Here is a 23,938-nt window from a genome sequence, read left to right on the forward strand (position 1 = left end):
GCATGACCGACAACCCTTCCGCCGGACCCCTCTCCGACGTCCTCGTCGTCGACCTGTCCCGCGCCCTGGCCGGCCCGCAGGCCTCGATGATGCTGGGCGACCTCGGTGCCCGCGTCATCAAGGTCGAGGCGCCGGGCCACGGCGACGACACCCGTGGCTGGGGGCCGCCCTTCGTCGGCCCCGAGGACGACCGGCAGTCGACGTACTTCCTCTCGGCCAACCGCAACAAGGAGTCGATCACCCTCGACCTCAAGGCCGAGGCCGACCGCGAGGTGCTGCTGCAGCTCGTCGACCGGGCCGACGTGCTGGTGGAGAACTTCCGCACCGGCGTGCTCGACCGGCTCGGCCTGGGCTTCGAGCTGCTCCAGCAGCGCAACCCGCGGCTGGTGGTGCTCTCGGTGACCGGCTTCGGCCACGACGGTCCCGAGGGCGGTCGCGCCGGCTACGACCAGATCGCGCAGGGCGAGGCCGGGCTGATGTCCTTCACCGGCTCCGGGCCGGACGACCCGCAGCGCGTGGGCGTCCCGATCTCCGACCTGCTGGCCGGCATGTACGGCGCGTACGGCGTCCTCGCCGCCCTCCACGAGCGGAGCCGCACCGGCGTCGGCACGGTCGTGCGCACCTCGCTGCTGGCCGCGACCGTCGGGGTCCACGCCTTCCAGGGCACCCGGTGGACCGTGGCCGGCGAGGTCGGCCGCGCGCAGGGCAACCACCACCCCTCGATCACGCCCTACGGCCTGTTCCACTGCCGCGACGGGGCGGTGCAGATCTCGGTCGGCAGCGAGGGGCTGTGGAAGCGGTTCTGCGCCGGCTTCGACGTCGACCCCGCCACCCCGGGCCTGGCCAGCAACCCCGAGCGGGTCGCGGCCAAGGACCGCGTGGTCGAGCTGGTCGAGGGCGTCTTCGCCGACTGGGACGCCGAGCCGCTGCTGGCCCGGCTGGCCGAGATCGGCGTGCCCGCCGGCAAGGTCCGCACCGTGGACGAGGTCTACGGCTGGGACCAGGCGCTGAGCCAGGGCCTGCTGGTCGACGTCGAGCACGCCGTGCTCGGCAGGGTCCAGCTGCCCGGACCGCCGCTGCGGTTCTTCGCCGGCGACGGCACCGAGGTCACCCGCACCCAGCACCAGGCCCCGCCCACGCTCGACGAGCACGGCGCCTCGGTCCGGCGGTGGCTGGAGGAGGACGCGTGACCAAGCGCTGGGGGGTGCGCGACCTGGTCGCGCTGGTGCTGGACCCCGACTCCTTCGAGTGCTGGGACTCCCCGGTCGACGTCTCGGGCCACCCCGAGGCCTACCGCGCCGAGCTCGAGGCGGCGGCGGAGAAGGCCGGCACCGACGAGTCGGTGGTCACCGGCCGTGGCCTGGTCCGCGGCCGGCCGGTCGCCGTGGTGGTCAACGAGTTCCGGTTCCTCGGCGGCTCCATCGGCCTGGCCTCGGCGCGCCGGATCGTGGCCGCCGTACGTCGCGCCACCGCCGAGGGCCTGCCGCTGCTGGCCACCACCGCCTCGGGCGGCACCCGGATGCAGGAGGGCACGCCCGCCTTCTGGCAGATGGCCGAGATCTCCCGCGCCGTGATGGCCCACCGGGCCGCCGGGCTGCCCTACCTCGTGCACCTGCGCCACCCCACGACCGGCGGCGTCTTCGCCTCGTGGGGCTCGCTCGGCCACGTCACCGTCGCCGAGCCCGGCGCGCTGGTGGGCTTCCTCGGGCCCAAGGTCTACGAGGCGCTCAACGGCAGCACCTTTCCCGACGGCGTGCAGCGCGCGGAGAACCTCGCCGCCCACGGGGTGATCGACGCGGTCGTGGCGACCGAGGACCTGCCCGAGCTGGTCGACCGCACCCTCGCGGTGCTCGTCGACCCGCCGGTCGCCCCGGCCCTGGAGCCGCGCCGGGACGTCGCCGACCCCGTCGCGGTGTGGGACTCGGTGCTGCTCACGCGGTCCGACGAGCGGCTCGGCGTACGCGAGCTGACGCGGCACGCCGCCACCGACACGATCGCCCTCGGCGGGACCCAGATGGGGGAGCGCGACGCCTCGGTGATCGTGGCGCTGACCCGGCTCGACGGGCGCCCGTGCGTGCTGGTCGGGCAGGACCGGCTGCGGCAGACCGCCACCACGCCGCTCGGCCCGGCCGCGCTGCGCGAGGCCCGTCGCGGCATGGCGCTCGCCGAGGAGCTGCGGCTGCCGCTCGTCACGGTCGTCGACACCCCGGGCGCGGAGCTGTCGCAGGCCGCCGAGGAGGGCGCCGTGGCCGGCGAGATCGCCCGGTGCATCGCCACCCTCACGACGCTGACCGTCCCGACCGTCTCGGTCATCCTCGGCCAGGGCTGTGGCGGCGGTGCGCTCGCGCTGCTGCCGGCCCGCACCGTGGTCGCGACCAGCAACGCCTGGCTCTCGCCGCTGCCGCCCGAGGGCGCGAGCGTGATCCGCCACGGCGACGTCGACCACGCGCCGGAGATGGCCGCGGCCCAGGGCGTGGACGCCGCGTCCCTGCTCGCCGCCGGCATCGTCCACCACGTCGTCCCCGAGCGCCCCGAGGACGGCCACGAGTCGCTGGCGAGAGCCGTGGCAGCCGTCGTCTCCCACGCCCTGGCCGAGGCCTGAGCCCCGCCGTGCGTCGTACGACGTGGTCGTCGTCGCAGCCACCTCGTATGACGCACGGCGCACCTGCTCGATGCGGGCGATCCGGACACGGTGCACTAGGCTGGTCCCACTAGGACCGTCCACCCGCTTCGGTCCTGACGCGTGTCGCAGCCTGACTCCCGCTCCTCGGAGCGCACGGGCTCCACGCCGACCGTTGTCCCGGACCGACCAGGTCCCAGCGGCTTGTGGCGGGGACCACCACCTCTTCTGAGAGCGATTCCTCTTGTCTTCCTTCCCAGGCCTCGGCCTGCCCACGACCCTGTCCGACGAGCTCGCCCGGCAGGGCATCACCGACCCCACCCCGATCCAGGCGGCCACGCTGCCCGACTCCCTCAAGGGCCGCGACGTCCTCGGCCGCGGCCGCACCGGCTCGGGCAAGACCCTGGCCTTCCTGCTCCCGATGGTCACCCGGCTGGCGGCCTCCGGCCGACGTCGTACGCCGCGCAAGCCGCGCGCCCTGATCCTCGCCCCGACCCGCGAGCTGGTCTCGCAGATCGACGAGGCGCTGGCGCCGCTGGCCGCGCTGCACGGCCTCACCACCCGCACCGTCTTCGGCGGCGTGGGCCAGAACCCGCAGGTCCGCGCCCTGCGCGACGGCGTCGACGTCCTCATCGCCTGCCCCGGCCGGCTCGAGGACCTCATCCAGCAGGGCTTCGCCGACCTCTCGCAGGTCGAGATCACGATCCTCGACGAGGCCGACCACATGGCCGACCTCGGCTTCCTGCCCGCGGTGCGCCGCCTGCTCGAGGCCACGCCCCGCGGCGGCCAGCGGATGCTGTTCTCCGCCACGCTGGACAACGCCGTCGGTGTGCTGGTCAAGCGCTTCCTCGTCGACCCGGCCGTGCACGAGGCCGACTCGGCGCAGTCGCCGGTCTCCCAGATGGACCACCACGTGCTGCACCTGCCGCGCGAGCAGCGGGTCCCGGTGCTGGTCGACCTGACCTCGGCGCCCGGCCGCACCGTGGTCTTCACCCGCACCAAGCACGGCGCCAAGGCGCTGGCCCGCCAGCTCAACTCCCGCGGCGTGCCCACGGTCGAGCTGCACGGCAACCTCGCCCAGAACGCCCGCACCCGCAACATGGAGGCGTTCCACTCCGGCCGCGCCACCACGCTGGTCGCGACCGACATCGCCGCCCGCGGCATCCACGTCGACGACGTCACCCTCGTCGTCCACGCCGACCCGCCGGCCGAGCACAAGGCCTACCTCCACCGCTCGGGCCGCACCGCCCGCGCCGGTGCCGCCGGCACCGTCGTCACCCTGATGACCGACCAGCAGGTGCGCGACGTCCGCGACCTCACCCGCGCCGCCGGCATCAAGCCCACCGTGACCAAGATCCCCGGCCCGGCCCACGCGCTGCTGCGCGACCTCGCCCCCGGCGAGCGGACCCTGGTCGAGGGTGGTCTCGTCGACGAGCGTCCCCAGGTCCGTCAGGGGGGCGGGTCCGGCGACGGGTCCCCGCGTCCCCAGGGCGCCGGCGGCGGTCGTCGTCGTCGGTCCGGTGGCGGTCGCTCCGGCGGCCAGGGCGGCAAGGGCGGCTCCGGCGGCTCCGGCGGCTCCACCGCCACGAGCGGCCCGCGTCGCTCCGGTGGCGGTCAGGGTGGCTCCTCGGGCACCCGGTCCGGCGGCGGCCGTGGCCGTCGTACGGGAGCTCCTGCGGCGTCGGGCGGCTCGCACAGCGCCGCCGACTTCAGCCGCGGTCGCGCCCGCTGACGCACCGCTCCACCTGGTCCACCCGACAGCCCCGGCCCCTCGGTCGGGGCTGTCGTGCGTCGGTGCTGGAATAGGCCGGTGCCGCGGCAGGTTGCCGCGGGCACCCCATCACCGGCTCCCCGGAGGACCCATGAACCTGCGCAACCTGCCCACCCGTCTCGCCGTCGGCGCGTTCGTGCTCCACTCCGGCATCGAGAAGTGGAGCGGCGACGAGGGCACCGCCCAGGCCCTGCACGGCATGGCCTCCGGCACCTACCCGGTGCTCAAGGACCTCAAGCCGACGACGTTCCTCTCGGCGCTGTCGGCCGGTGAGATGGCCGTGGGCGCCGCGCTGCTCGCGCCCGTCGTGTCGCCGACGGTGGCCGGTGCGGCGCTGACCGGGTTCTCCGGCGGCCTGATGGGCCTCTACTGGAACACTCCCGGCCTGCGGAAGCCCGGCACCCCGTGGCCGACCCAGGACGGCCTCGGCGTCAGCAAGGACGTCTGGATGCTGGGCATCGGCGTCGGCCTGCTGCTGGACGGCCTGGCCCGCGGCGCCAAGAAGTCGGCCAGGCACACGGCCAAGAAGGTCCTGCCCAGCAGCTAGTCCCGGTCGGGACGCGGCAGGTTCTCGACCTCGAGCACCGGCAGGTCCTCGGCCGGCCGGTAGCCCCACAGCTGCGCCAGGAACGACAGCTCGAGCTCCGCGGCCCGGACGATCGTGTCCGGGTCGCGGAAGCCGTGCCCCTCGCCGGCGAACTCCACCAGCGCGACGGGCAGGTGCTTCTCGCGCAGGCCGCGCGCCATGGCCTGCGCCTGCGACGGCGGCACGACCTTGTCCTCGAGGCCCTGCAGGAGCAGCAGCGGGGCGTCGATCCCGTCGACGTGGTGCAGCGGCGAGCGCTCCTCGTAGGTCGCCCGCGCGGCCGGCCACGGCCCGATCAGGCCGTCGAGGTAGCGCGACTCGAACTTGTGCGTCTCCTGCGCCAGCAGCGAGGGGTCGGAGACGCCGAACAGGCTGACCCCGGCGGAGAAGACGTCGTGGAAGGCGAGCGCGGCGAGGACGACGTACCCGCCCGCGGAGCCGCCCCGCACCCCGAGCCGACGGCCGTCGACGACCCCGGTCTCGGCGAGGTGCCGGGCACCGGCGACGACGTCCTCGACGTCGGCCACGCCCCACTGCCCGCGCAGCCGCTCGCGGTAGGCACGGCCGTAGCCGGTCGACCCGGCGTAGTCGACGTCGAGCACCGCGATGCCGCGGCTGGTGAAGAAGGTGTACGCCGCGCGCGGCACCGTCGTGGTGGCCGAGGTGGGGCCGCCGTGCGCCACCACCACCAGCGGCGGCAGCTCGTCCTCGGGGCCGCGGACCTCGGGGTGGGTCGGTCGGTGCAGGAAGCCGTGGGCGGTGTCCCCGCCCGAGCCGGTCCAGCTGACGGGTTCGGCCCGGGCGACGTACGCCGCGTCGGGCACGGTGCCGCGCACGGCCACCACCTCCAGCGAGGCCTCGTCACCCTCGACCGCGACCGTCGCCGCCGCCCAGCCCACGTCGGGCAGCCCGGCGTCGACGACGAGGCCACCGGCGCCGGTGGCGAGGCCGGACGCCGCGACCAGGGGCAGGTCGAGGTCGACCGGCGTCGGCTCGGCGGCGGCGGTGTCGACCACGCTCAGCCGCGCCGTCCCGGCGACGTGGCGCACACCGACCAGCCGGCCGTCGGGCAGCAGCGTGAGGGCGCGCGTCCGCAGCATCCACGCGGGCAGGCCCCACTCGGTGCCGCTCGGCGCCAGCGCACGAGGGGTGGAGCCTGGGTCGGTGACGTCGACGACGTGCGGGACGGCGAAGCCCTCGGACTCGGCCAGCAGGGCCAGCCGGTCGCCGTCGACCCAGACCGGCTCGACCGCGGTGCTGCCCTCGCCACCCGCGACGACGCGGGCCAGCCCCGGCGCCCCGGCGTCGTCGAGCTCGGCGACGAGCACGGACGCGGCGTCCCAGGGCATCGCGGGGTGGGACCACTGCACCCAGGCCAGTCGGCCGCCGTCGGGGGAGAGGACCGGGTCGGAGACGAAGTCGGGACGGGTCGGGTCGCCCGCGTCGTCGGCGTCGGGACGCGGGAGCGGCCGGCGTCGGCCGGCCACCACGACGTCGCCGAACCCGGGCTCGCCCTCGGGCTCGAGCGGCAGCCGCACCAGCTCGTTGAGCGGCTCGGCGTCGGCGTCGCGGTGGTCCTCGCGGACCACGACCACGGTGCCGCGGTCGAGGTCGACGAGCGGCGCACCCCAGCGCACGGCCGCCCCCGTCGTCTCCCCGCTGAGGGGGCGGGGGGTGCCGTCGAGGCGCCACAGCCGCTGGGTGGCGAAGTCGACGGCGACCACGACGCCGCGGGCCACGGCGTACGCCCCGCCGCCGTACTCGTGCACGCGCGAGCGCACCGACATCCAGTCCGGCGAGACCTCGGTGACCTCGCCGGCCGCGTCGCGGCGGTGGAGCACGACGCGCGAGCCGCCGTCGGTCGTGGTGGCCAGCCAGTAGACGTCGTCGCCGTCGGCGCGGGGCTCGGCCGGGACGCCACCGCCGGCGACCAGGTCGCGGGCGGCGACGGGGGAGGGCCAGGAGCCGTGGGGCAGCACGTCGGAGCTCATCCCCCCATGGTGCTCGCGCGCCGCCACGGGTCGGTCGCGGGGTCGGTCGCAGCGTGGGTCGTGGGGGTGGACGCGGGTGGCAGGCTGGGGCCATGGAGGTCCTGACACCCCGTGACGTGCCGCTCGGCGGGCTCCGGGCGATGACCGTGCGGCGTACCCTCCCGCAGCGGCAGCGCAGCCTGATCGGAGCCTGGTGCTTCGTCGACCACTACGGTCCCGACGCCGTCGACGACTCCGGCGGCATGGTCGTGCCGCCGCACCCGCACACCGGCCTGCAGACCGTGAGCTGGTTGTTCACCGGCGAGATCGAGCACCGCGACTCCGCGGGCCACCACGCCACCGTGCGTCCCGGCGAGGTCAACCTGATGACCGCCGGGCGGGGCATCAGCCACAGCGAGTACTCCACGCCCGGCACCACCACCCTGCACGGCGCGCAGCTCTGGCTGGCGCTGCCCGACGGACGGCGCGAGACCGACCCGGCCTTCGAGCACCACGCGCCCGAGCCGGTCGCCGGCGACGGCTGGGAGGCGCGGGTCTTCCTGGGCTCGCTGCTGGGCTCCACCTCGCCCGTGCGCACGCACACGCCGCTGCTGGGCGCCGAGCTGCTCCTGGACGCCGGCGCGTCCCTCGAGATCGCCGTCGACCCGGCCCACGAGCTGGGGCTGCTGGTGGACACCGGCGCGGTGCGCGTCGACGGGGAGCCGCTGGCCAAGGACGAGCTGGCGTACGTCGCCCCCGGCTCCGCCACGCTCGCGCTGGCCACCGACGAGCCCACCCGGCTGCTGCTCCTGGGCGGTGAGCCGTTCGGCGAGAAGATCGTGATGTGGTGGAACTTCATCGGCCGCGACCACGACGAGGTGGTCGCCCACCGCGACGCGTGGGAGGCCCGGCTGGAGGTCGGCGACACCTCGCGCTTCGAGCTCCCGGCCGACGACCCGATGGAGCCGCTGCACGCGCCGCCGCTGCCCGGCGTACGCCTCCGGACCCGTGGGCCGTGACGCCCCTCGCCGCGCGCCCGCGGGCGACCTAGGCTCGGGCAGGTGACCACTGCCGCGACCCCGTCCCCGTCCCGCTCGCTGTCCGACCTCGCCGCCTCGGGCGTCGTGCTCGTCGACGGGGGCATGGGCACCCTGCTCCAGGACATGGGGCTGGACGACGGTGGCTCGGGCGAGCTGTGGAACCTCGACCGCCCCGACGCCGTCCGCGACGCCCACCGGGCCTACGCCGAGGCCGGCGCCCGCGTGCTGACCACCAACACCTTCGGCGGCACCCGGCCGCGCCTGGAGATGCACGGCCTCGGCGACCGCGTCCACGAGGTCAACGAGGCCGGCGCCCGGCTGGCGCGCAAGGAGGCCGACCGCGTCGGCGCGCTCGTGGCCGGCGACGTCGGCCCCACCGGCGAGCTGATGGCCCCGCTCGGCACCCTCGAGCCCGCGGAGGTGCAGGAGCTGTTCGCCCAGCAGCTGCGCGGCCTGGTGGCCGGTGGCATCGACCTGGTGCTGGTCGAGACGATGAGCGACGCCGCCGAGGCCGAGGCCGCGCTGGCCGCGGCGCGCGAGGTCGCGCCCGAGCTGCCCGTCGTCGTGACGTTCAGCTTCGACACCAACCTGCACACGATGATGGGCCTGGACCCCGCCGAGGCCGTGCGCCGCCTGGCCGCCGCCGGCGCGGACGCCGTCGGCGCCAACTGCGGCCGCGGCCCCGAGGAGATGGCAGCGATCGCCGCGGCGATGGTCGCGGTGCGTCCCGACGGGCTGCTGCTCGTCGCGCAGTCCAACGCCGGGCTGCCGCAGGTCGTCGGCGACCACTTCGAGTACGACGCCACCCCCGACGACATGGCCGCCCACGCCGTCGCGCTGCGCGACGCCGGCATCGACCTCGTCGGGGCCTGCTGCGGCTCCACCCCGGCCCACCTGGCCGCCATGGCCGACGCCCTGCGGTGAGCTCCGGCCCGGACCCCTCGGACCCCTCGGACCCCTCGGACCCCTCGGGCCCCTCCGGCCCCTCGGACTCCTCCGGCCCCGACGGCTCGGTGCCGGGGGAGGACGGCGTACGCCGCTGCCCGTGGGCCGGCACGCCCGGCACCATGCGCGACTACCACGACACCGAGTGGGGGCTGCCGGTCACCGACGAGCGCGGCCTGTTCGAGCGGCTGTCGCTCGAGGGCTTCCAGGCGGGTCTCTCCTGGCGCACCATCCTGGACAAGCGCGAGCGCTTCCGCGAGGTCTTCCACGGCTTCGACCCCGACGCGGTCGCCGCGATGGGCCCCGACGACGTCGAGCGCCTGCTCACCGACACCGGCATCGTGCGCAACCGCGCCAAGGTCGAGGCCACGCTGCGCAACGCCCGGGCGACCCTGGCGCTGCGCGAGGCGGAGGGCCTGGTGGCGCTGGTCGCGGGCTTCGCCCCCGCCTCCGACCCCGAGCCGCGCGCGCCGGCCGAGGTGCCCACGACCTCCCCGGAGTCGGTCGCGCTCTCGAAGGAGCTGCGCCGCCGCGGCTTCGGCTTCGTCGGCCCCACCACCATGCACGCCCTCATGGAGGCGACCGGCCTCGTCGACACCCACCTCCTCGGCTGCCACCGGCGCGGCTGCGCCCGCTGAGCCCGGTGCCCGGCGGCGGCCGGGGCGGGCGGCGTACGACGGGGATGGTCGTGTCGATGTCAGGTCCCGGTCGTCAGGAGGGTGCTGTCACGACGCTGGTCTGACACCGAGGTGCTGATTCACCGGACGTCCGGTGAATCAGCACGACTGCCACACCAGCGTCGCGGAACGACCCGTCGTACGACCCTGGTGTGGCACTCGACCCCCACCTCGTCGTACGCCGGGCCACGTGACCCGCAACCGGACGAACCGGGCACCCGGTCGGCCTTTCCTGCCCTCCGACGCCCGGGATGTCCGATCCGACGGGCAGTTTCACCGGCTGGCCGGTGAAACTGCCCCCGGCCTACCCGGCCACGTGCCGCCCGCCACCCGGACCGGACGCACCGTCGACGGGGGTGTCGGCCCGGTGGGAACCACCCGCGGCGGGGGCGTTGTCCGCCCGGTTCTCCGCCCGGGCGGCGGCACTGGCCGAGGTGCTGCGCAGCTCGACGGCGGGGAGCAGGGTGAGGATCGCGAAGGCGAGCAGCATCACGACGCCGCCGCCGAGCAGGACGAGGCTCATCGAGTCGGCGAACCCGACCTGGAAGGGGTGGGCGACGAGGTCGCTCATCCGGCCGATGATCGAGGAGTCGTCCTGCACCTGCCCGAAGACGCCGCTGCCCTGCGAGGGGTCCTGCAGGGCGGAGAGCACCTGCTCGTCGACCCGGCCCTGCGGGATGCGGCCGTCGGAGGCGGCGCGCTCCAGCTCGGGACCGGCGGCGCGGAAGGCCTTCTGGATGTTCTCGCCGAGCGTGCTGAACAGCAGCGAGAGGAAGATCGCGACGCCGAGCGTGCCGCCGAGCTGACGGAAGAAGGTGGCCGAGCTCGTGGCGACGCCGATCTCGCGCGGCGGCACGGCGTTCTGGACGATGATCGTCAGCGGCTGCATGCACTGGCCCAGGCCCAGGCCGAGGAAGACCATCCCGCCCATCACCCACAGCAGGCTGGTGTCGGCGGAGACGAACGACAGCGCGATCATCGCCAGGCCCGCCATGCCGGAGCCGACGATCGGGAAGATCCGGATCGCGCCGGTGCGGGAGGTGATCTGCCCGGTCACGATGCCGGCGCTCATCATGCCCAGCACCATCGGCAGCATCATCAGGCCGGCCTCGGTGGGGGAGGCGCCGTGGACGATCTGCATGTACTGCGGCAGCACCGTGATCGCGCCGAACATCGCAGCGCCCACGATGACGCTCGCACCGATCACGACCGCGGCGGCGCGCAGCCTGAAGATCCGCAGCGGGATCAGGGCGTCGTCGCCCATCCGTCGCTCGGCGAGCAGGAAGGCGGCGATGCCGACCAGCCCCACGGCGTACGCCGCCAGCGAGCGCCCGGAGGTCCAGCCCCACTCGCGACCCTGCTCGGCGACGGTGAGCAGCGGCACCAGCGCGACGACCAGCGAGGTGGCGCCCCTCCAGTCGATGCGGGCCTCGCGGCGCACGTGGTGCAGGTGCAGGTTGCGGGTGACGACGAACAGCGCCGCTATCCCGATCGGCACGTTGATGAGGAACACCCAGCGCCAGCCGGTGACGCCGAAGATGGTGTCCTGCCCGGCGAACAGGCCGCCCGCGACCGGCCCGAGCACGCTCGAGGTGGCGAACACGGCCATGAAGTAGCCGGTGTACTTCGCCCGCTCCCGGGGGCTGACGATGTCGCCGATGATGGCGAGCACGAGCGTGAACAGCCCGCCGGCGCCGAGCCCCTGGACCGCCCGCAGCGCGGCGAGGTTCCACATCGAGGTGGCGAACGAGCAGGCCGCCGAGCCGATGATGAACAGCGTGATCGCGAACAGGAACAGCTTCTTGCGGCCGTAGAGGTCGCCGAGCTTGCCGTAGATCGGCGTCGTGATCGTCGAGGTGATGAGGTACGCCGTGGTGACCCATGCCTGGGCGGACAGTCCCTGCAGGTCGTCGGCGATGGTGCGGATGGACGTGCTGACGATCGACTGGTCCAGCGCGGCCAGGAACATGCCCAGCAGCAGCCCCGACAGGATGGTGAGGATCTGGGCGTGGGTGTAGTCGCCGTGCTCCTCGGGGGCGTCGGGCGCGGTGTCGGCGGCGCGGGGCGAGGTGGCGGTCACGGGCGGGCTCCTGCGCGGGACGAGGACGGGAGGACGACGGGGACGGGTGCGGGCGGCGCCGGTCGTGACCGCCCGGGGAGAACGGCCCCACCCAGGCTAGTTGCGTCGCGCAAGGACCGGCGTGCGAACCGGGCGACGGCCTAGGCTCCGGGGCATGTCGTCGTCGCCCGCCGGTGCTGCGCCCGGTCCGACCCGCGTCCACGCGTTCGGCGACGACGCCCTGGGCGAGCACGACGCCGTCGGGCTGGTCGAGGAGCTCCGGGCGCGGCGGGTCTCGCGCGCCGAGCTGGTGCGGGCGGCGGTCGCGCGCACGCGGCGGCTCGACGAGGCGGTGGCCGGCCTGGCCGCCGAGCGGTTCGACGCCGCGGAGGCCGAGGCGGTCGAGGAGCACCCCGGGTTCTTCGCCGGCGTCCCGTCGTACGTCAAGGACAACAGCGACGTGCAGGGCCTGCCCACCCAGCACGGCACCCGGGCCTTCGAGGCGCGGCCGGCCGCGGCCGACGGCGACGTGGCGCGGGTCTTCGGGCTGCTCGGGCTGGGCGTGCTCGGCAAGACCCGGCTCTCGGAGTACGGCCTGTCGGCCAGCGCCGAGCCGGTCGGGGAGCCCCCGGTGCGCTCGCCGTGGCACACCGGCCACACCGCGGGGGCGTCGTCGTCGGGGTCCGCGGCCTTCGTCGCGGGCGGCGCGGTGCCGCTCGCGCACGCCAACGACGGTGGCGGGTCGATCAGGATCCCGGCCGCCGTCAACGGCCTGGTGGGCCTCAAGCCCACCCGGGGACGGGTGCCCTCGGACCGGATGAACCGCGACATGCCGGTGAGGATCGTCGCCGACGGCGTCCTCAGCCGCAGCGTGCGCGACACCGCGGCCTTCCTGCGCGAGGCCGAGCGGGCCTACCACGACCCGGGCCTGCCGCCCGTGGGCGACGTCACGCGGCCGGGTCGCAAGCGGTTGCGCGTCGCGCTGGTGACCGAGTCCGTCGGCGGCGGACCGGTCGCGCCGGAGGTGGTCGCCGCCACCGAGGACGTCGGGCGGCTGCTGGAGTCGCTGGGCCACCACGTCGAGCGGGCCTCGGTGCCGGCCCCGGCGTCGCTGGCCGAGGACTTCCTCGACTACTGGGCCTTCCTGGCCCTGGCCATCAGCACGGGCGGTCGACGCACCTGGGGCCGCGGCTACGACCGGTCCCGCAACGACGTCCTCACCCGGGGGCTGGCCGCCCGGGGACGGTCCCGGCTGTGGCGGGTGCCCCCGGCCGTCGTACGCCTGCAGCGCTCGCACCGTCACACCGCGCGCCTGTTCGCCCGCCACGACCTGCTGCTGTGCCCGACCGTGGCCGGCACCACGCCCGAGCTGGGCTGGCTGAGCCCGTCGCAGCCCTACGACACGGTGCTGGAGCGGCTGCTCGAGTGGGTGGCCTTCACCCCGGTGCAGAACGTCACCGGCGACCCGGCCGTGTCGCTGCCGCTCGCGACCTCGGCCGCCGGGCTGCCGATCGGGGTGCAGCTCTCCGCGCCGCGGGGCCGCGACCGGCGGCTGCTGGAGGTGGCCTACGAGCTCGAGGCCGCCCGTCCGTTCGGCCGCATCCAGGACTGACCGGCGTTAGGCCGGGAGGAACCCCTCGGCCTCGAGCACCGGCACGTGCGGCGACGCGTCCAGCTCGAGCGCCACCTCGACGTCGGCGCCGAACCCCGAGCCGCTCAGCTCCAGCCCGCTGGCGCAGCCCCGCACCCGCGCGGCCAGGTCGTCCCGCGCCTCGTCGTACGCCGCCACCGCCGCGCGGGCGTCCGCGTCGAGGACCGCCCCCGCCGCCGCGGCGGCGACCAGCACCGCCCCGGCCCCGAGCAGGTCCTCCAGCGCCGGTCGCAGGCTGCCGTCGGCCCAGCGCTCGCCCGCGGCCACGACGACCGCGGGGCCCCCGGACGCGGCCAGCCAGCGTCCTGCCGCGGCGGCGTTGCGCAGGCACCCGACGGCCACCTCGACCTCCTCCTCGGCCAGGGCCGCACAGATGGTCGACCCGTTGGGGGAGGGCAGCACCAGCCGGTGCAGGCCGGCGGCCAGGCGCAGGCTCACCGGCGACAGGCTGACCTCGCCGGGGCCGGCCTGGTGACGTCCGCGGGCCAGCGTCGCACCGTGCGCCAGGGCGTACGCCGCTGCGGACGACGTCCACGCGTGGGGGAGCACCTCCACGCCGAGGTCGGCGGCCACGGTGACGGTGGTGCTGAAGCTCAGCACGTCGACGACGACGGCCGTCCCGACACCCGCGGCGGCCGCGTGCGCGGCCCCGCCCACCCCCCACGCCAGGGTCGTCCGACCGCTCCTCGTCACGCTCGGCTCCCGCCCTCGGTGCTGCTCCCACCAGGCCTGTCGGGGCCCGGTCCGGCCCGATTTCATCTATCGCCCCGGGCCTGTGTATTCTGCTCGTCGGCCCGAGAGGTCGCGCCCCTTTAGCTCAGTCGGCAGAGCGTCTCCATGGTAAGGAGAAGGTCTACGGTTCGATTCCGTAAAGGGGCTCTGGGAATGACCGCGTCGACGCGGTGGTTGCCCGGGGCGGGGTAGCTCAGCTGGTTAGAGCGCACGACTCATAATCGTGAGGTCGCGGGATCGAGTCCCGCCCCCGCTACTCACTCGTCATCCGAAGCATCAAGCAGGGAAGAAGGCACGCGCGTGGCCAGCAAGAGCTCCGACGTCCGCCCCAAGATCACCTTGGCGTGCGTGGACTGCAAGGAACGCAACTACATCACCAAGAAGAACCGCCGCAACGATCCCGACCGCATGGAGCTGAAGAAGTTCTGCCCCCGTTGCCGCACCCACACCGCTCACCGCGAGACCCGCTGAGCCCCAGGCTCGACGGGCTCCTCCGAGCCTCACGTCGCAAGCGGCCCCGGCCTCGCCGGGGCCGCTTGCTGCGTTCCCGGCACCACGCCGCCCCCGGACCGCACTAGCCTTGCGAGCGATGACCGTGACCGAACCCACCCGAGAGCCCGGCGGCGCCCCCGCGGCGCCCCGGCTGGCCGACCTGACGACGGTGCGTCTAGGCGGCCCGGCGGCCGAGCTCGTCGTGGCCACGACCGAGGTCGAGCTGGTCGACGCGGTCCGTGAGGCCGACGAGCAGGGCACGCCCGTGCTCGTCGTCGGCGGCGGCAGCAACCTCGTCGTGGCCGACGAGGGGTACGCCGGTCGCGTGGTGCTCGTCCGCACCCGCGGCGTGGCGGCCGAGGCCGACCTGTGCGGTGGCGCCTTCGTCGAGGTCGCCGCGGGCGAGCCGTGGGACGACCTCGTCGCCACCGCGGTGGAGCGTCGCTGGATCGGGCTCGAGGCCCTCTCCGGCATCCCCGGCACCACCGGCGCCACCCCGATCCAGAACGTCGGCGCCTACGGCCAGGAGGTCAGCCAGACCGTCGCGCGGGTCCGCACCTGGGACCGGCAGCGGGGCGCGGTGCGCACCTTCGCCGCCGCCGACTGCGGGTTCGGCTACCGCACCTCGCGGTTCAAGGCCGACCCGGGCCGGTTCGTGGTGCTGGCGGTGACCTTCCAGCTCGGGCTGGGCGACCACGGCTCGCCCGTGCAGTACGCCGAGCTGGCCCGCGCCCTCGACGTCGAGCCCGGCCGCCGCGCGCCCTCGGCGCAGGTCCGCGAGGCCGTGCTGGCGCTGCGGCGCGGCAAGGCGATGGTGCTCGACGCCGCCGACCACGACACCTGGAGCACGGGGTCGTTCTTCACCAACCCGATGGTCGACCCCGGCCTCCTGCCCGAGGGCGCCCCGTCGTGGCCCGCGGACGGCTCCCGGGTCAAGACCAGCGCGGCCTGGCTGATCGAGCACGCGGGCTTCCACAAGGGTCACGGCAACGAGCTGGCGCGGCTCTCCAGCCGGCACACGCTCGCGCTGACCAACCGTGGCGGCGCCACCACGGCCGACCTCCTGGCGCTGGCGCGCGAGGTGCGCGACGGCGTGCGCGACCGGTTCGGCATCACGCTGGTCAACGAGCCGGTGCTGGTCGGCTGCGAGCTCTGACCAGGACGACCGGGGTCAGACGTCGCCGTACTCGTAGGTCGAGCTGGTCTCGCCCGCGTTGACCGCGAGCACGACGAACGCCACGAGCGCCACGAGGCCGAGCACGAGCAGCACCGTGCCGATCACGCCCATGATGTATCCCGCCTTGGCCTGTCCCTCGCCGCCGTAGCGACCTCCCGAGGCGCGGATGGCGCGCAGGCTGCTGCGGCCGATCACCCACGCGAACGGCGAGACGACGAGGCCCACGCCGCACAGGATCGGGATGCTGGCGAGACCGACGATGCCCAGCACCATGGCGGTGGTGGCCTGCCCGTGGTTGGGCGCGGTCGTGCCGTACGGCGACCCGGGGCCGTGGCCGCCGTAGCCCGGCGCCGGGGTGCCGTACGCCGGCTGCCCGTACGCCGGCTGCCCGTAGCCGCCCTGCTGGTCCTGGCCGTAGGGCTGCTGCCCGTACGACGCCTGCTGCCCGTACTGCTGGCCGTACTGCTGGCCGGACGACGGCTGGTCGTAGGACTGCTGCGGGGCCGCCCCCCACTGGTCGACGGGCCGCTGCCCGGACTCCTCGGTGGGCCGGTAGCCGTAGGGCTGGGTGTGCTCGACGTCCTGGGCCGCGTCGTCGGGCCGCTCCTCGCGGCGCGGCTCCTCCCCGGGATAGCTGCTGCTCATGGGGTCATCCTCCCAGCCAGGCGTCGATCTGGCCCAGCCAACCCGACTTCTGCGCCTCCGACGCGGCGCTGGCCCGCACCGAGCCGCGGGCCAGCTCGGCGAGCTGGGCGTCGGTGAGCTCGTGGGCGGCGCGCATCGAGGCGTACTGCCCGGCCAGCCGGGAGCCGAACAGCAGCGGGTCGTCGGCCCCGAGGGCGACCGTGGCCCCGGCCGCCAACAGCTCGGGCAGCGGCACCGAGGTGGGGTCGCTGTAGACGCCCAGGGCGACGTTGGAGACCGGGCAGACCTCCAGGGCCACGCCCCGCTCCACGATCCGCTCCAGCAGCCGGGGGTCCTCCACCGAGCGGACGCCGTGGCCGAGCCGGTCGGCGTGCAGGGCGTCCAGGCAGGTCCGTGCCGACGGGGCGCCCAGCAGCTCGCCCCCGTGGGGGACCAGCAGCAGGCCGGCCCGCTCGGCGATGGTGAACGCCGGCGCGAAGTCCTCGGTGCGTCCCCGGCGCTCGTCGTTGGACAGCCCGAAGCCCACCACCCCCTGCCCGGCGTACTGCGCCGCCAGCCGGGCCAGGGTGCGCGCGTCGAGCGGGTGCCGGGTGCGGTTGGCCGCGATCACCACCGCCATGCCGATGCCGACGTCGCGGGAGGCGGTCGCCACGGCGTCGAGGACGAGGTCGGTGAAGGCGGTGATCCCGCCGAAGCGGGCGGCGTACCCGCTGGGGTCCACCTGGATCTCCAGCCACACCCCGCCGTCGCGCGCGTCGTCCTCGGCGGCCTCGCGGACCAGGCGGCGCACGTCGTCCTCGGTGCGCAGCACCGACCGCGCCACGTCGTAGAGCCGCTGGAAGCGGAACCAGCCCTTCTCGTCGGCCGCGGAGAGCCGCGGGGGCCAGTCCTCGACCAGGGCGTCGGGCAGGTGCAGCCCGTCGCGCTCGGCCAGCTCGAGCAGCGTCGCGTGCCGCATCGAGCCGGTGAAGTGCAGATGGAGATGGGCCTTCGGAAGCTGTTCCAGCTTCCTCAGGGCGGGCTCTCGGGCTCCGCCCTCGTCGTGGTCACCGCGGTGCGCCACCCGACGCCCTAGGCTCGGTCGGCGACGAGCTTCTCGGCGGCGGCGAGCCGGACGCAGGTCGCGACCGCCTCCATCGCCGCGGTGACGTCGGCCGGCTGCGGGAAGGTCGGCGCCAGGCGGATGTTGCGGTCGCGCGGGTCGTGGCTGCCGGGGAAGGCCGACCCCGCCGGGGTGAGCGCGACACCGGCCTCCTTGGCCAGCGCGATCACCCGGCTGGCGGTGCCGTCCATCACGTCGAGGCTGACGAAGTAGCCGCCGCTGGGGCGGGTCCAGGACGCGACCTCGAGCCCGCCGAGCTGCTCCTCGAGCACGCGGTCGACCTCGGCGAACTTGGGCGCGATGATCTCGCGGTGGCGGGCCATGTGGTCCCGCACGCCCTGGGCGGAGCCGAAGAACTGCACGTGGCGCAGGTGGTTGACCTTGTCGGGGCCGATCGAGCCCTTGCCGAGGTGGGCGAGGTACCAGCGGACCGTCTCCACCGAGCCGCCGAGGAAGGCCACGCCGGCGCCGGCGAAGGTGATCTTGGAGGTCGAGGCGAACACGACCGGTCGGTGCGGGTGCCCCGCGGCCGAGGCGAGGGAGACGATGTCGGCGCTCTTGGCCTCGGCGGTGGTGAGGTGGTGCAGGGCGTAGGCGTTGTCCCAGAAGATCTTGAAGTCGGGCGCCGCGGTCGGCATCGAGGCCAGCCGCTCGGCGACCTCCTGCGTCACCACCGACCCGGTCGGGTTGGCGTACGTCGGGACCAGCCACATCCCCTTGATGCTCGGGTCGGCGGCCGCCAGCCGGGCCACCTCCTCGACGTCGGGGCCGTCCTCGTGCATCTCCACGGTGACGGTCCCGATGCCCAGCCACTCCAGCAGCGTGAAGTGACGGTCGTAGCCGGGCACGGGGCAGATGAAGGTGATCTTCTCCTCCTGGGCCCACGGGCGCTCGGAGTCGACACCGCCGTGCAGCAGCAGGTCGACGAGCACCTCGCGCATCATCACCAGGCTGGCGTTGCCGCCCGCGACGAGCTGCCCGGGCTCCAGGCCCAGCAGCTCGGCGAACATCTCGCGCAGCTCGGGCAGGCCCTCCAGGCCGCCGTAGTTGCGGGTGTCGACGCCGTCGCGGGAGGTGTGGCCGTCGGGCAGGTCCAGCAGCCGGGCGGACAGGTCGAGCTGCGCCGGGGCCGGCTTGCCCCGGGTGAGGTCGAGGGTGAGGCCGGCGGAGCGGAGGGCGTCGTACGACTCCTGCGCGGTGGCGAGGAAGGCGTCGACCTCCTCGGCGGGACGCTGGGCGAGGGGGCGGGGCTGCTCGGTCTGCGCGGTCACGCCACCATGCTCCCAGAGCCGGTGCGCGACGCCACCTCCTGCTCGCGCGCCGGCGCCCGGACCACCCCCGGCGGCCACCGGTTCGACTTGTCCGGGCCGCCCCCGTAGACTCCGTGACTGGTGATTCCGGCCCATGGTTTAACCATGCCCGGAGATCGCCGTAGGGCACTAGCTCAACTGGCAGAGCATCGGTCTCCAAAACCGAAGGTTGGGGGTTCAAGTCCCTCGTGCCCTGCGAGACCCCTCGGAAGCCTCGGGGGATCCCCAACGCAGACCAGGTCGGCGACCGGAATGAGGAAGCACGTGACGGAGAAGGCAGTCCGCTCGGAGAAGGACTCTCGCGAGCGCACCGGCCCGCTCACGTTCTACCGCCAGGTGGTCGCCGAGCTCCGCAAGGTGGTGTGGCCCACCCAGCAGCAGCTGGTGACCTACTTCCTGGTGGTCCTGGTCTTCGTGCTCGTGATGATCGCGTACGTCTCCCTGCTCGACGTCGCGTTCGGCAAGGCGGTCTTCGCCCTGTTCGGCGGCTAGCCCCGCCGAGGGCGCCCGACCAGCAGCCCGCCCGGGAGGCCGGGCAGCCGAGGACCACAGTGAGCAGGACCCTGACCCAGATGACGGAGTGATCGTGTCGCAGCGTGAAGACGAGCAGCCCACCGAGGCCGGCTCGACCGGTGCCGAGCCGGTCGAGGCGACCGAGGAGGCCGTCCTGACCGACCCCGAGACCGGGCAGACCACCGAGGTCGTCTCCCCGGCCGAGGAGGAGGTCGTCGACCCCGACTCGCCCGTGGACGAGGCCGGCGAGGTCGACGAGGCCACCGAGCTGCCCGACGTCGACGCCGCCCCGGCCGACCCGCTCGAGGAGTTCCGTCAGGCGCTGCGGGAGAAGGAGGGCGACTGGTTCGTCGTCCACACCTACTCCGGCATGGAGAACCGGGTGAAGGCCAACCTGGAGAACCGCATCACCTCGCTCAACATGGAGTTCTACATCCACGAGGTCGTCGTGCCGACCGAGGAGGTGGCCGAGATCAAGAACGGCCAGCGCAAGATGGTCAAGCGCACCGTCCTCCCCGGCTACGTCCTGGTCCGGATGGACCTCACCGACGAGTCGTGGGCCGCCGTACGCCACACGCCCTCGGTGACCGGCTTCGTCGGGCACAGCCACCAGCCGGTGCCGCTGAGCCTGCAGGAGGTCGAGAACATGCTCGCCCCGGCCATCGCCGCGCAGGCGGCGGCCGCCGCGCCGGCCGAGTCCAGCAGCGGCGGCGGCTCGAGCACCAGCGCCCCGCGCCAGCAGGTGGCCGTGGCCGACTTCGACGTCTCCGACTCCGTCATGGTCGTCGACGGCCCGTTCGCCACGCTGCACGCGACCATCACCGAGATCAACGCCGAGGCGCAGCGCGTCAAGGCGCTGGTCGAGATCTTCGGCCGGGAGACCCCGGTCGAGCTGAGCTTCACCCAGATCCAGCGCGTCTGAGCGACCGGACCGCCTGAAGCCGGTCCGGCGCCAGCCGGGACGGCACGAAACACACCTGTGGCAGGGGCCGTCGGCCCCGTCATGACCACGTAGAGAGAGAAGAGAGCAATGCCCCCCAAGAAGAAGATCGCTGCCCTGGTCAAGGTGCAGCTCAACGCCGGCGCCGCGACCCCGGCCCCGCCCGTCGGTACCGCCCTCGGTCCCCACGGCGTGAACATCATGGAGTTCTGCAAGGCCTACAACGCCCAGACCGAGGCCATGCGCGGCAACGTGATCCCCGTCGAGATCACCATCTACGAGGACCGCTCGTTCACCTTCATCACCAAGACCCCGCCGGCCGCGGAGCTCATCAAGAAGGCCGCCGGCGTCGCCAAGGGCTCGGGCGTCCCGCAGAAGGACAAGGTCGGCAAGCTGTCGAAGGACCAGGTCCGCGAGATCGCGACGACCAAGCTCCCCGACCTCAACGCCAACGACCTCGACGCCGCCGTCAAGATCGTCGAGGGCACCGCCCGCTCGATGGGCATCGTCACCGAGTGACCGACCCGCCGGCGCACCCCGGGGCACGACCCCGACGACGCCGGCACCACCGTGGCAGAGCCGCGCTGGCTCATCGCGACCACACCTTCCGAGAAACAGAGGAACAACCATGCAGCGCAGCAAGACCTACCGCGCGGTGGCGGAGACGTTCGACCAGGACGAGCTCCACGCCCCGCTGACCGCCATCAAGATCGCCAAGGGCGGCGCCAAGAAGAAGTTCGACGAGACCCTCGACGTGGCCATGCGCCTCGGCGTCGACCCCCGCAAGGCCGATCAGATGGTCCGCGGCACCGTCAACCTGCCGCACGGCACCGGCAAGACCGCCAAGGTCCTCGTGTTCGCCAACGGTGACAAGGCCGAGGCCGCCCGTGAGGCCGGCGCCGACGTCGTCGGCGGCGACGAGCTGATCGAGAAGGTCAACGGCGGCTGGCTCGACTTCGACGCCGTCGTCGCGACCCCCGACATGATGGGCAAGGTCGGCCGCCTCGGCCGCGTGCTCGGCCCCCGCGGCCTCATGCCCAACCCCAAGACCGGCACCGTGACGCCCGACGTCGCGAAGGCCGTGACGGACATCAAGGGCGGCAAGATCGAGTTCCGCGTCGACCGCCACGCCAACCTGCACTTCATCATCGGCAAGGCGTCGTTCTCCGAGGCCCAGCTGGCCGAGAACTACGCCGCGGCGCTCGAGGAGGTGCTGCGGCTCAAGCCCGCCAGCTCCAAGGGCCGCTACATCCGCAAGGTCACGGTCTCCACGACCATGGGCCCGGGCGTGCAGGTCGACCCCAACCGGACGCGCAACGTCGCCTCCGAGGACGAGGCCTGACGAGGACCCGTCACCTCACCCGTAGCACCCCGCCGAGGCGGCCGTCCTGACAGGATGGCCGCCTCGGTCGTTTCTCCACCCTCGTCGACCGCCCCGTCCTCGGAAGGTGCCCCATGCGTCGTACGTCCCTCGTCCGTCTCGCCGTCGTGCCCGTCGTCAGCCTCGTCGTCCTCACCGGGTGCGGCTCGGAGGAAGGGTCCTCCTCCGGTGGGTCGTCCTCCGGGTCGAGCAGCTCGAGCAGCTCCGGCTCCGAGGACAGCGGGAGCAGCGAGGGCGCCGAGGCCGCCGCGCCGCTGACCAAGGGCGACTTCGGTGACCGCATCTACGCGGCCTTCAAGGACGCGGGCACCCTGTCGTTCGAGATCACCCAGACCGGTACCGCCTCCAGCAAGGGCTCGGGCGAGGCCGACATCAGTGGCGACCAGGTCGCCTCCAGGGTCACCCAGGAGGTGCAGGGTGCCGGCACGGTGGAGGCGATCGTCCTCGACGGCCTCTTCTACATCAAGTCGGCCCAGATCAGCGGCGAGAAGTGGCTCAAGGTCGACCCCCAGGCCAAGGACGGTCTGGGTGCGCTGGTGGGGTCGCTCGGCGGCAACAGCGACCCGGCCAAGCTGCTCCAGGTCATGAACAAGGCCTCCGCGGTGACCGACGAGGGCACCGAGGAGGTCGGGGGGGTCGAGACGACGAAGTACCACGTCGTGCTCCCGCGCGAGGCCTTCGCCGAGACGCTCGGCGACAACCCGCAGATCACCCAGCTGCTCCCGGAGAACGTCGAGTTCGACATGTGGGTCGACGCCGACGACCTGGTGCGCAAGCAGGTCTCCGAGCTGACCGTGGGTGGGCAGAAGACCGCCAGCACGATCACCTACAGCGGCTTCGGCGACCCGGTCGACATCGAGGCGCCGCCCGCGTCGGAGACCACGACCAAGGCCCCCGGGCTCGGCGGCTGACCCGCACCCGGCTCGTCCGGCTCCCGGCCCGCGACCGATTTGGTCGCGGGCCGTGGTGCGTCTATCGTTCTGCGTCGTAGCCGAAGACCGTCGGTCGGCCACTCCTCGGAGTGGTCCGAAGGGCCCGCACCGCGGGCGACCTGCGCAGGTGACACCGAGTGGCTCGCGGAATCCCGCGACGTACGCCCTGTGCACCTGCACGGGGCGTCTTGCATGTAGCCCTCCTCGTCGGTCCCGGTTGCGGGACGCCGGTCAATCCGTCCGGCTCCCTGCACACACCAGTGCACCGACGTTGGAAGGAGACCCATGGCGCGGCCAGACAAGGCAGCAGCCGTCGCGGAGATCGTCGACGCGTTCAACGACTCCACGGGCGCTGTACTGACCGAGTACCGCGGGCTCACCGTGAAGCAGCTGCAGGACCTGCGGCGAGTTCTCGGCGAGAACGCCCACTACGCCGTGGTCAAGAACACGCTGACCAAGATCGCTGCCACGGAGGCGGGCGTCGACGGTGTCGACTCCCTGCTCACCGGCCCGACCGCCATCGCCTTCATCAGCGGTGACGTGGTCGAGGCAGCCAAGGGTCTGCGTGACTTTGCCAAGGCCAACCCCGCCCTCGTCATCAAGGGTGGTTACGTCGACGGTGCCTCGATGGAGGCCTCCGAGATCGCCAAGCTGGCCGATCTGGAGTCCCGCGAGGTCCTGCTGGGCAAGATGGCGGGCGCCATGCTCGCCAGCCTGAGCCAGGCCGTCTACCTCCTCAACGCCCCCGTCGCGCAGGTGGCCCGGCTCGCCGGTGCCCTGCAGGCGAAGGCCGAGGAGGACCCCACGATCCTCAAGGGTGGGGCCGGTACGCCGGCCGCCCCGGCCGAGGACACCGCAGCGGAGGAGGCCCCCGCGGCCGAGCCTGCTGCAGCCGACGAGGCGCCCGCCTCCGAGGACAGCACCGAGGCCACCGAGAGCACCGAGGCCTGACATCCCCGCCCGCGGCAACCCGCGGGCACCACTGAAAGGAACGCCACCATGGCGAAGCTCAGCACCGACGAGCTGCTCGACGCTTTCAAGGAGATGACCCTCCTGGAGCTCAGCGAGTTCGTGAAGCAGTTCGAGGACACCTTCGGCGTCACCGCCGCCGCCCCCGTCGTCGCGGCCGCCCCCGGCGCCGGCGCCGGTGCCGGCGCTGCCGAGGCCGTCGAGGAGCAGGACGAGTTCGACGTCATCCTCGAGGGTGCCGGCGAGAAGAAGATCAACGTCATCAAGGAGGTGCGTGCGCTCACGAGCCTGGGCCTGAAGGAGGCCAAGGACCTCGTCGAGTCCGCCCCCAAGGCCGTCCTCGAGAAGGTCAACAAGGAGACCGCCGAGAAGGCGAAGGAGTCCCTCGAGGGCGCCGGCGCCTCGGTCTCCCTCAAGTGAGACCGT

At 73.9% G+C, this 23,938-nt stretch carries 23 protein-coding genes and 3 tRNA genes; 20 read left to right on the plus strand and 6 right to left on the minus strand.

Features of this window, described 5'->3' with window-relative positions; all coding sequences use genetic code 11:
- The first annotated feature begins 2 nt into the window (after positions 1-2).
- The 4 genes from ASG49_RS01435 (at position 3) to ASG49_RS01450 (ending at position 4,938) form a co-directional block, all read left to right on the plus strand.
- Positions 3-1,190, plus strand: a complete 1,188-nt coding sequence (locus tag ASG49_RS01435; protein ID WP_056536131.1) for a CaiB/BaiF CoA-transferase family protein — start codon at positions 3-5, stop codon at positions 1,188-1,190.
- Entirely contained in the window at positions 1,187-2,602 is a 1,416-nt protein-coding gene (locus ASG49_RS01440; RefSeq protein ID WP_056536134.1) for a carboxyl transferase domain-containing protein, read from the plus strand. The genes ASG49_RS01435 and ASG49_RS01440 overlap by 4 nt, the downstream gene beginning before the upstream one ends.
- A gap of 262 nt (positions 2,603-2,864) precedes the next feature.
- A complete protein-coding gene (locus ASG49_RS01445; protein ID WP_056536137.1) occupies positions 2,865-4,352 on the plus strand; it encodes a DEAD/DEAH box helicase in 1,488 nt (495 codons plus the stop codon).
- A gap of 130 nt (positions 4,353-4,482) precedes the next feature.
- Positions 4,483-4,938 carry a hypothetical protein gene (locus ASG49_RS01450; protein ID WP_056536140.1) on the plus strand — a complete coding sequence of 152 codons (456 nt, stop codon included), beginning with the start codon at positions 4,483-4,485 and terminating at the stop codon, positions 4,936-4,938.
- On the opposite strand, the gene ASG49_RS01455 is transcribed toward ASG49_RS01450, so the two are convergent.
- Positions 4,935-6,968, minus strand: coding sequence for a prolyl oligopeptidase family serine peptidase (locus ASG49_RS01455; RefSeq protein ID WP_056536143.1), 2,034 nt, complete (start codon positions 6,966-6,968; stop codon positions 4,935-4,937). The two genes, ASG49_RS01450 and ASG49_RS01455, sit on opposite strands and share 4 nt — an antisense overlap.
- A 92-nt stretch (positions 6,969-7,060) precedes the next feature.
- On the opposite strand from ASG49_RS01455, the gene ASG49_RS01460 reads away from it, so the two are divergent.
- The 3 genes from ASG49_RS01460 to ASG49_RS01470 all read left to right on the plus strand — a co-directional run bounded on the left by ASG49_RS01460 (position 7,061) and on the right by ASG49_RS01470 (position 9,570).
- Positions 7,061-7,966: a pirin family protein gene (locus tag ASG49_RS01460; RefSeq protein ID WP_082533699.1), complete on the plus strand. Its 906-nt coding sequence runs from the start codon at positions 7,061-7,063 to the stop codon at positions 7,964-7,966.
- 42 nt (positions 7,967-8,008) lie between these two features.
- The gene (locus ASG49_RS01465; RefSeq protein ID WP_200936174.1) at positions 8,009-8,911 is read left to right on the plus strand and encodes a homocysteine S-methyltransferase family protein; all 903 of its coding nucleotides are present in this window, start codon (positions 8,009-8,011) and stop codon (positions 8,909-8,911) included.
- An 89-nt stretch (positions 8,912-9,000) separates the two neighbouring features.
- Positions 9,001-9,570 (plus strand): DNA-3-methyladenine glycosylase I, encoded by a 570-nt coding sequence (locus ASG49_RS01470; protein ID WP_056539535.1) that lies wholly within the window; start codon positions 9,001-9,003, stop codon positions 9,568-9,570.
- A gap of 343 nt (positions 9,571-9,913) precedes the next feature.
- Here ASG49_RS01470 and ASG49_RS01475 read toward each other — a convergent pair whose 3' ends face one another.
- The gene (locus tag ASG49_RS01475) at positions 9,914-11,689 is read right to left on the minus strand and encodes an MDR family MFS transporter (protein WP_235561856.1); all 1,776 of its coding nucleotides are present in this window, start codon (positions 11,687-11,689) and stop codon (positions 9,914-9,916) included.
- A 154-nt stretch (positions 11,690-11,843) separates the two neighbouring features.
- Here ASG49_RS01475 and ASG49_RS01480 point away from each other — a divergent pair, with 154 nt between their 5' ends.
- Entirely contained in the window at positions 11,844-13,280 is a 1,437-nt protein-coding gene (locus ASG49_RS01480; protein WP_056536149.1) for an amidase, read from the plus strand.
- Between the two features lie 6 nt (positions 13,281-13,286).
- Here the strand turns inward: ASG49_RS01480 and ASG49_RS01485 are convergent, their stop codons facing one another.
- Positions 13,287-14,012, minus strand: a complete 726-nt coding sequence (locus ASG49_RS01485; protein WP_056536152.1) for a 2-phosphosulfolactate phosphatase — start codon at positions 14,010-14,012, stop codon at positions 13,287-13,289.
- A 113-nt stretch (positions 14,013-14,125) separates the two neighbouring features.
- On the opposite strand from ASG49_RS01485, the gene ASG49_RS01490 reads away from it, so the two are divergent.
- The 4 genes from ASG49_RS01490 to ASG49_RS01505 all read left to right on the plus strand — a co-directional run bounded on the left by ASG49_RS01490 (position 14,126) and on the right by ASG49_RS01505 (position 15,699).
- Positions 14,126-14,198 (plus strand) — tRNA-Thr (locus tag ASG49_RS01490).
- Between the two features lie 35 nt (positions 14,199-14,233).
- Positions 14,234-14,307: transfer RNA gene (locus ASG49_RS01495), tRNA-Met, on the plus strand.
- Positions 14,308-14,351: 44 nt separating this feature from the next.
- A complete protein-coding gene (gene rpmG, locus ASG49_RS01500) occupies positions 14,352-14,522 on the plus strand; it encodes a 50S ribosomal protein L33 (RefSeq protein ID WP_056536155.1) in 171 nt (56 codons plus the stop codon).
- A gap of 118 nt (positions 14,523-14,640) precedes the next feature.
- Complete coding sequence (locus ASG49_RS01505) at positions 14,641-15,699, plus strand: UDP-N-acetylmuramate dehydrogenase (RefSeq protein WP_056536158.1); 1,059 nt, start codon at positions 14,641-14,643, stop codon at positions 15,697-15,699.
- Between the two features lie 15 nt (positions 15,700-15,714).
- Here ASG49_RS01505 and ASG49_RS19025 read toward each other — a convergent pair whose 3' ends face one another.
- The 3 genes from ASG49_RS19025 to ASG49_RS01520 form a co-directional block, all read right to left on the minus strand.
- Positions 15,715-16,365 carry a DUF4190 domain-containing protein gene (locus tag ASG49_RS19025; protein WP_200936175.1) on the minus strand — a complete coding sequence of 217 codons (651 nt, stop codon included), beginning with the start codon at positions 16,363-16,365 and terminating at the stop codon, positions 15,715-15,717.
- A 4-nt stretch (positions 16,366-16,369) separates the two neighbouring features.
- The gene (locus ASG49_RS01515) at positions 16,370-17,323 is read right to left on the minus strand and encodes an adenosine deaminase (protein WP_235561857.1); all 954 of its coding nucleotides are present in this window, start codon (positions 17,321-17,323) and stop codon (positions 16,370-16,372) included.
- A gap of 113 nt (positions 17,324-17,436) precedes the next feature.
- Positions 17,437-18,738: an aminotransferase class I/II-fold pyridoxal phosphate-dependent enzyme gene (locus ASG49_RS01520; protein WP_056536162.1), complete on the minus strand. Its 1,302-nt coding sequence runs from the start codon at positions 18,736-18,738 to the stop codon at positions 17,437-17,439.
- 162 nt (positions 18,739-18,900) lie between these two features.
- On the opposite strand from ASG49_RS01520, the gene ASG49_RS01525 reads away from it, so the two are divergent.
- From ASG49_RS01525 to rplL, 8 genes are all read left to right on the plus strand, one after another.
- A tRNA-Trp gene (locus ASG49_RS01525) sits at positions 18,901-18,973 on the plus strand.
- 68 nt (positions 18,974-19,041) lie between these two features.
- Positions 19,042-19,269 carry a preprotein translocase subunit SecE gene (secE, locus tag ASG49_RS01530; protein WP_162244487.1) on the plus strand — a complete coding sequence of 76 codons (228 nt, stop codon included), beginning with the start codon at positions 19,042-19,044 and terminating at the stop codon, positions 19,267-19,269.
- A 94-nt stretch (positions 19,270-19,363) separates the two neighbouring features.
- On the plus strand, positions 19,364-20,212 hold the full coding sequence (gene nusG, locus ASG49_RS01535; RefSeq protein WP_082533881.1) for a transcription termination/antitermination protein NusG: 849 nt from the start codon (positions 19,364-19,366) through the stop codon (positions 20,210-20,212).
- A 108-nt stretch (positions 20,213-20,320) separates the two neighbouring features.
- The gene (gene rplK / locus ASG49_RS01540; protein ID WP_056536169.1) at positions 20,321-20,749 is read left to right on the plus strand and encodes a 50S ribosomal protein L11; all 429 of its coding nucleotides are present in this window, start codon (positions 20,321-20,323) and stop codon (positions 20,747-20,749) included.
- Between the two features lie 109 nt (positions 20,750-20,858).
- Complete coding sequence (gene rplA, locus ASG49_RS01545; RefSeq protein WP_056536172.1) at positions 20,859-21,572, plus strand: 50S ribosomal protein L1; 714 nt, start codon at positions 20,859-20,861, stop codon at positions 21,570-21,572.
- 113 nt (positions 21,573-21,685) lie between these two features.
- Positions 21,686-22,522, plus strand: a complete 837-nt coding sequence (locus ASG49_RS01550) for a hypothetical protein (protein ID WP_056536175.1) — start codon at positions 21,686-21,688, stop codon at positions 22,520-22,522.
- 306 nt (positions 22,523-22,828) lie between these two features.
- Complete coding sequence (gene rplJ / locus ASG49_RS01555) at positions 22,829-23,494, plus strand: 50S ribosomal protein L10 (protein ID WP_056536179.1); 666 nt, start codon at positions 22,829-22,831, stop codon at positions 23,492-23,494.
- Positions 23,495-23,542: 48 nt separating this feature from the next.
- A complete protein-coding gene (gene rplL, locus ASG49_RS01560) occupies positions 23,543-23,932 on the plus strand; it encodes a 50S ribosomal protein L7/L12 (protein ID WP_056536182.1) in 390 nt (129 codons plus the stop codon).
- Positions 23,933-23,938: the final 6 nt, after the last annotated feature.

It is taken from the genome of Marmoricola sp. Leaf446 (assembly GCF_001424755.1).
In the GTDB taxonomy this organism is placed as follows: domain Bacteria; phylum Actinomycetota; class Actinomycetes; order Propionibacteriales; family Nocardioidaceae; genus Marmoricola.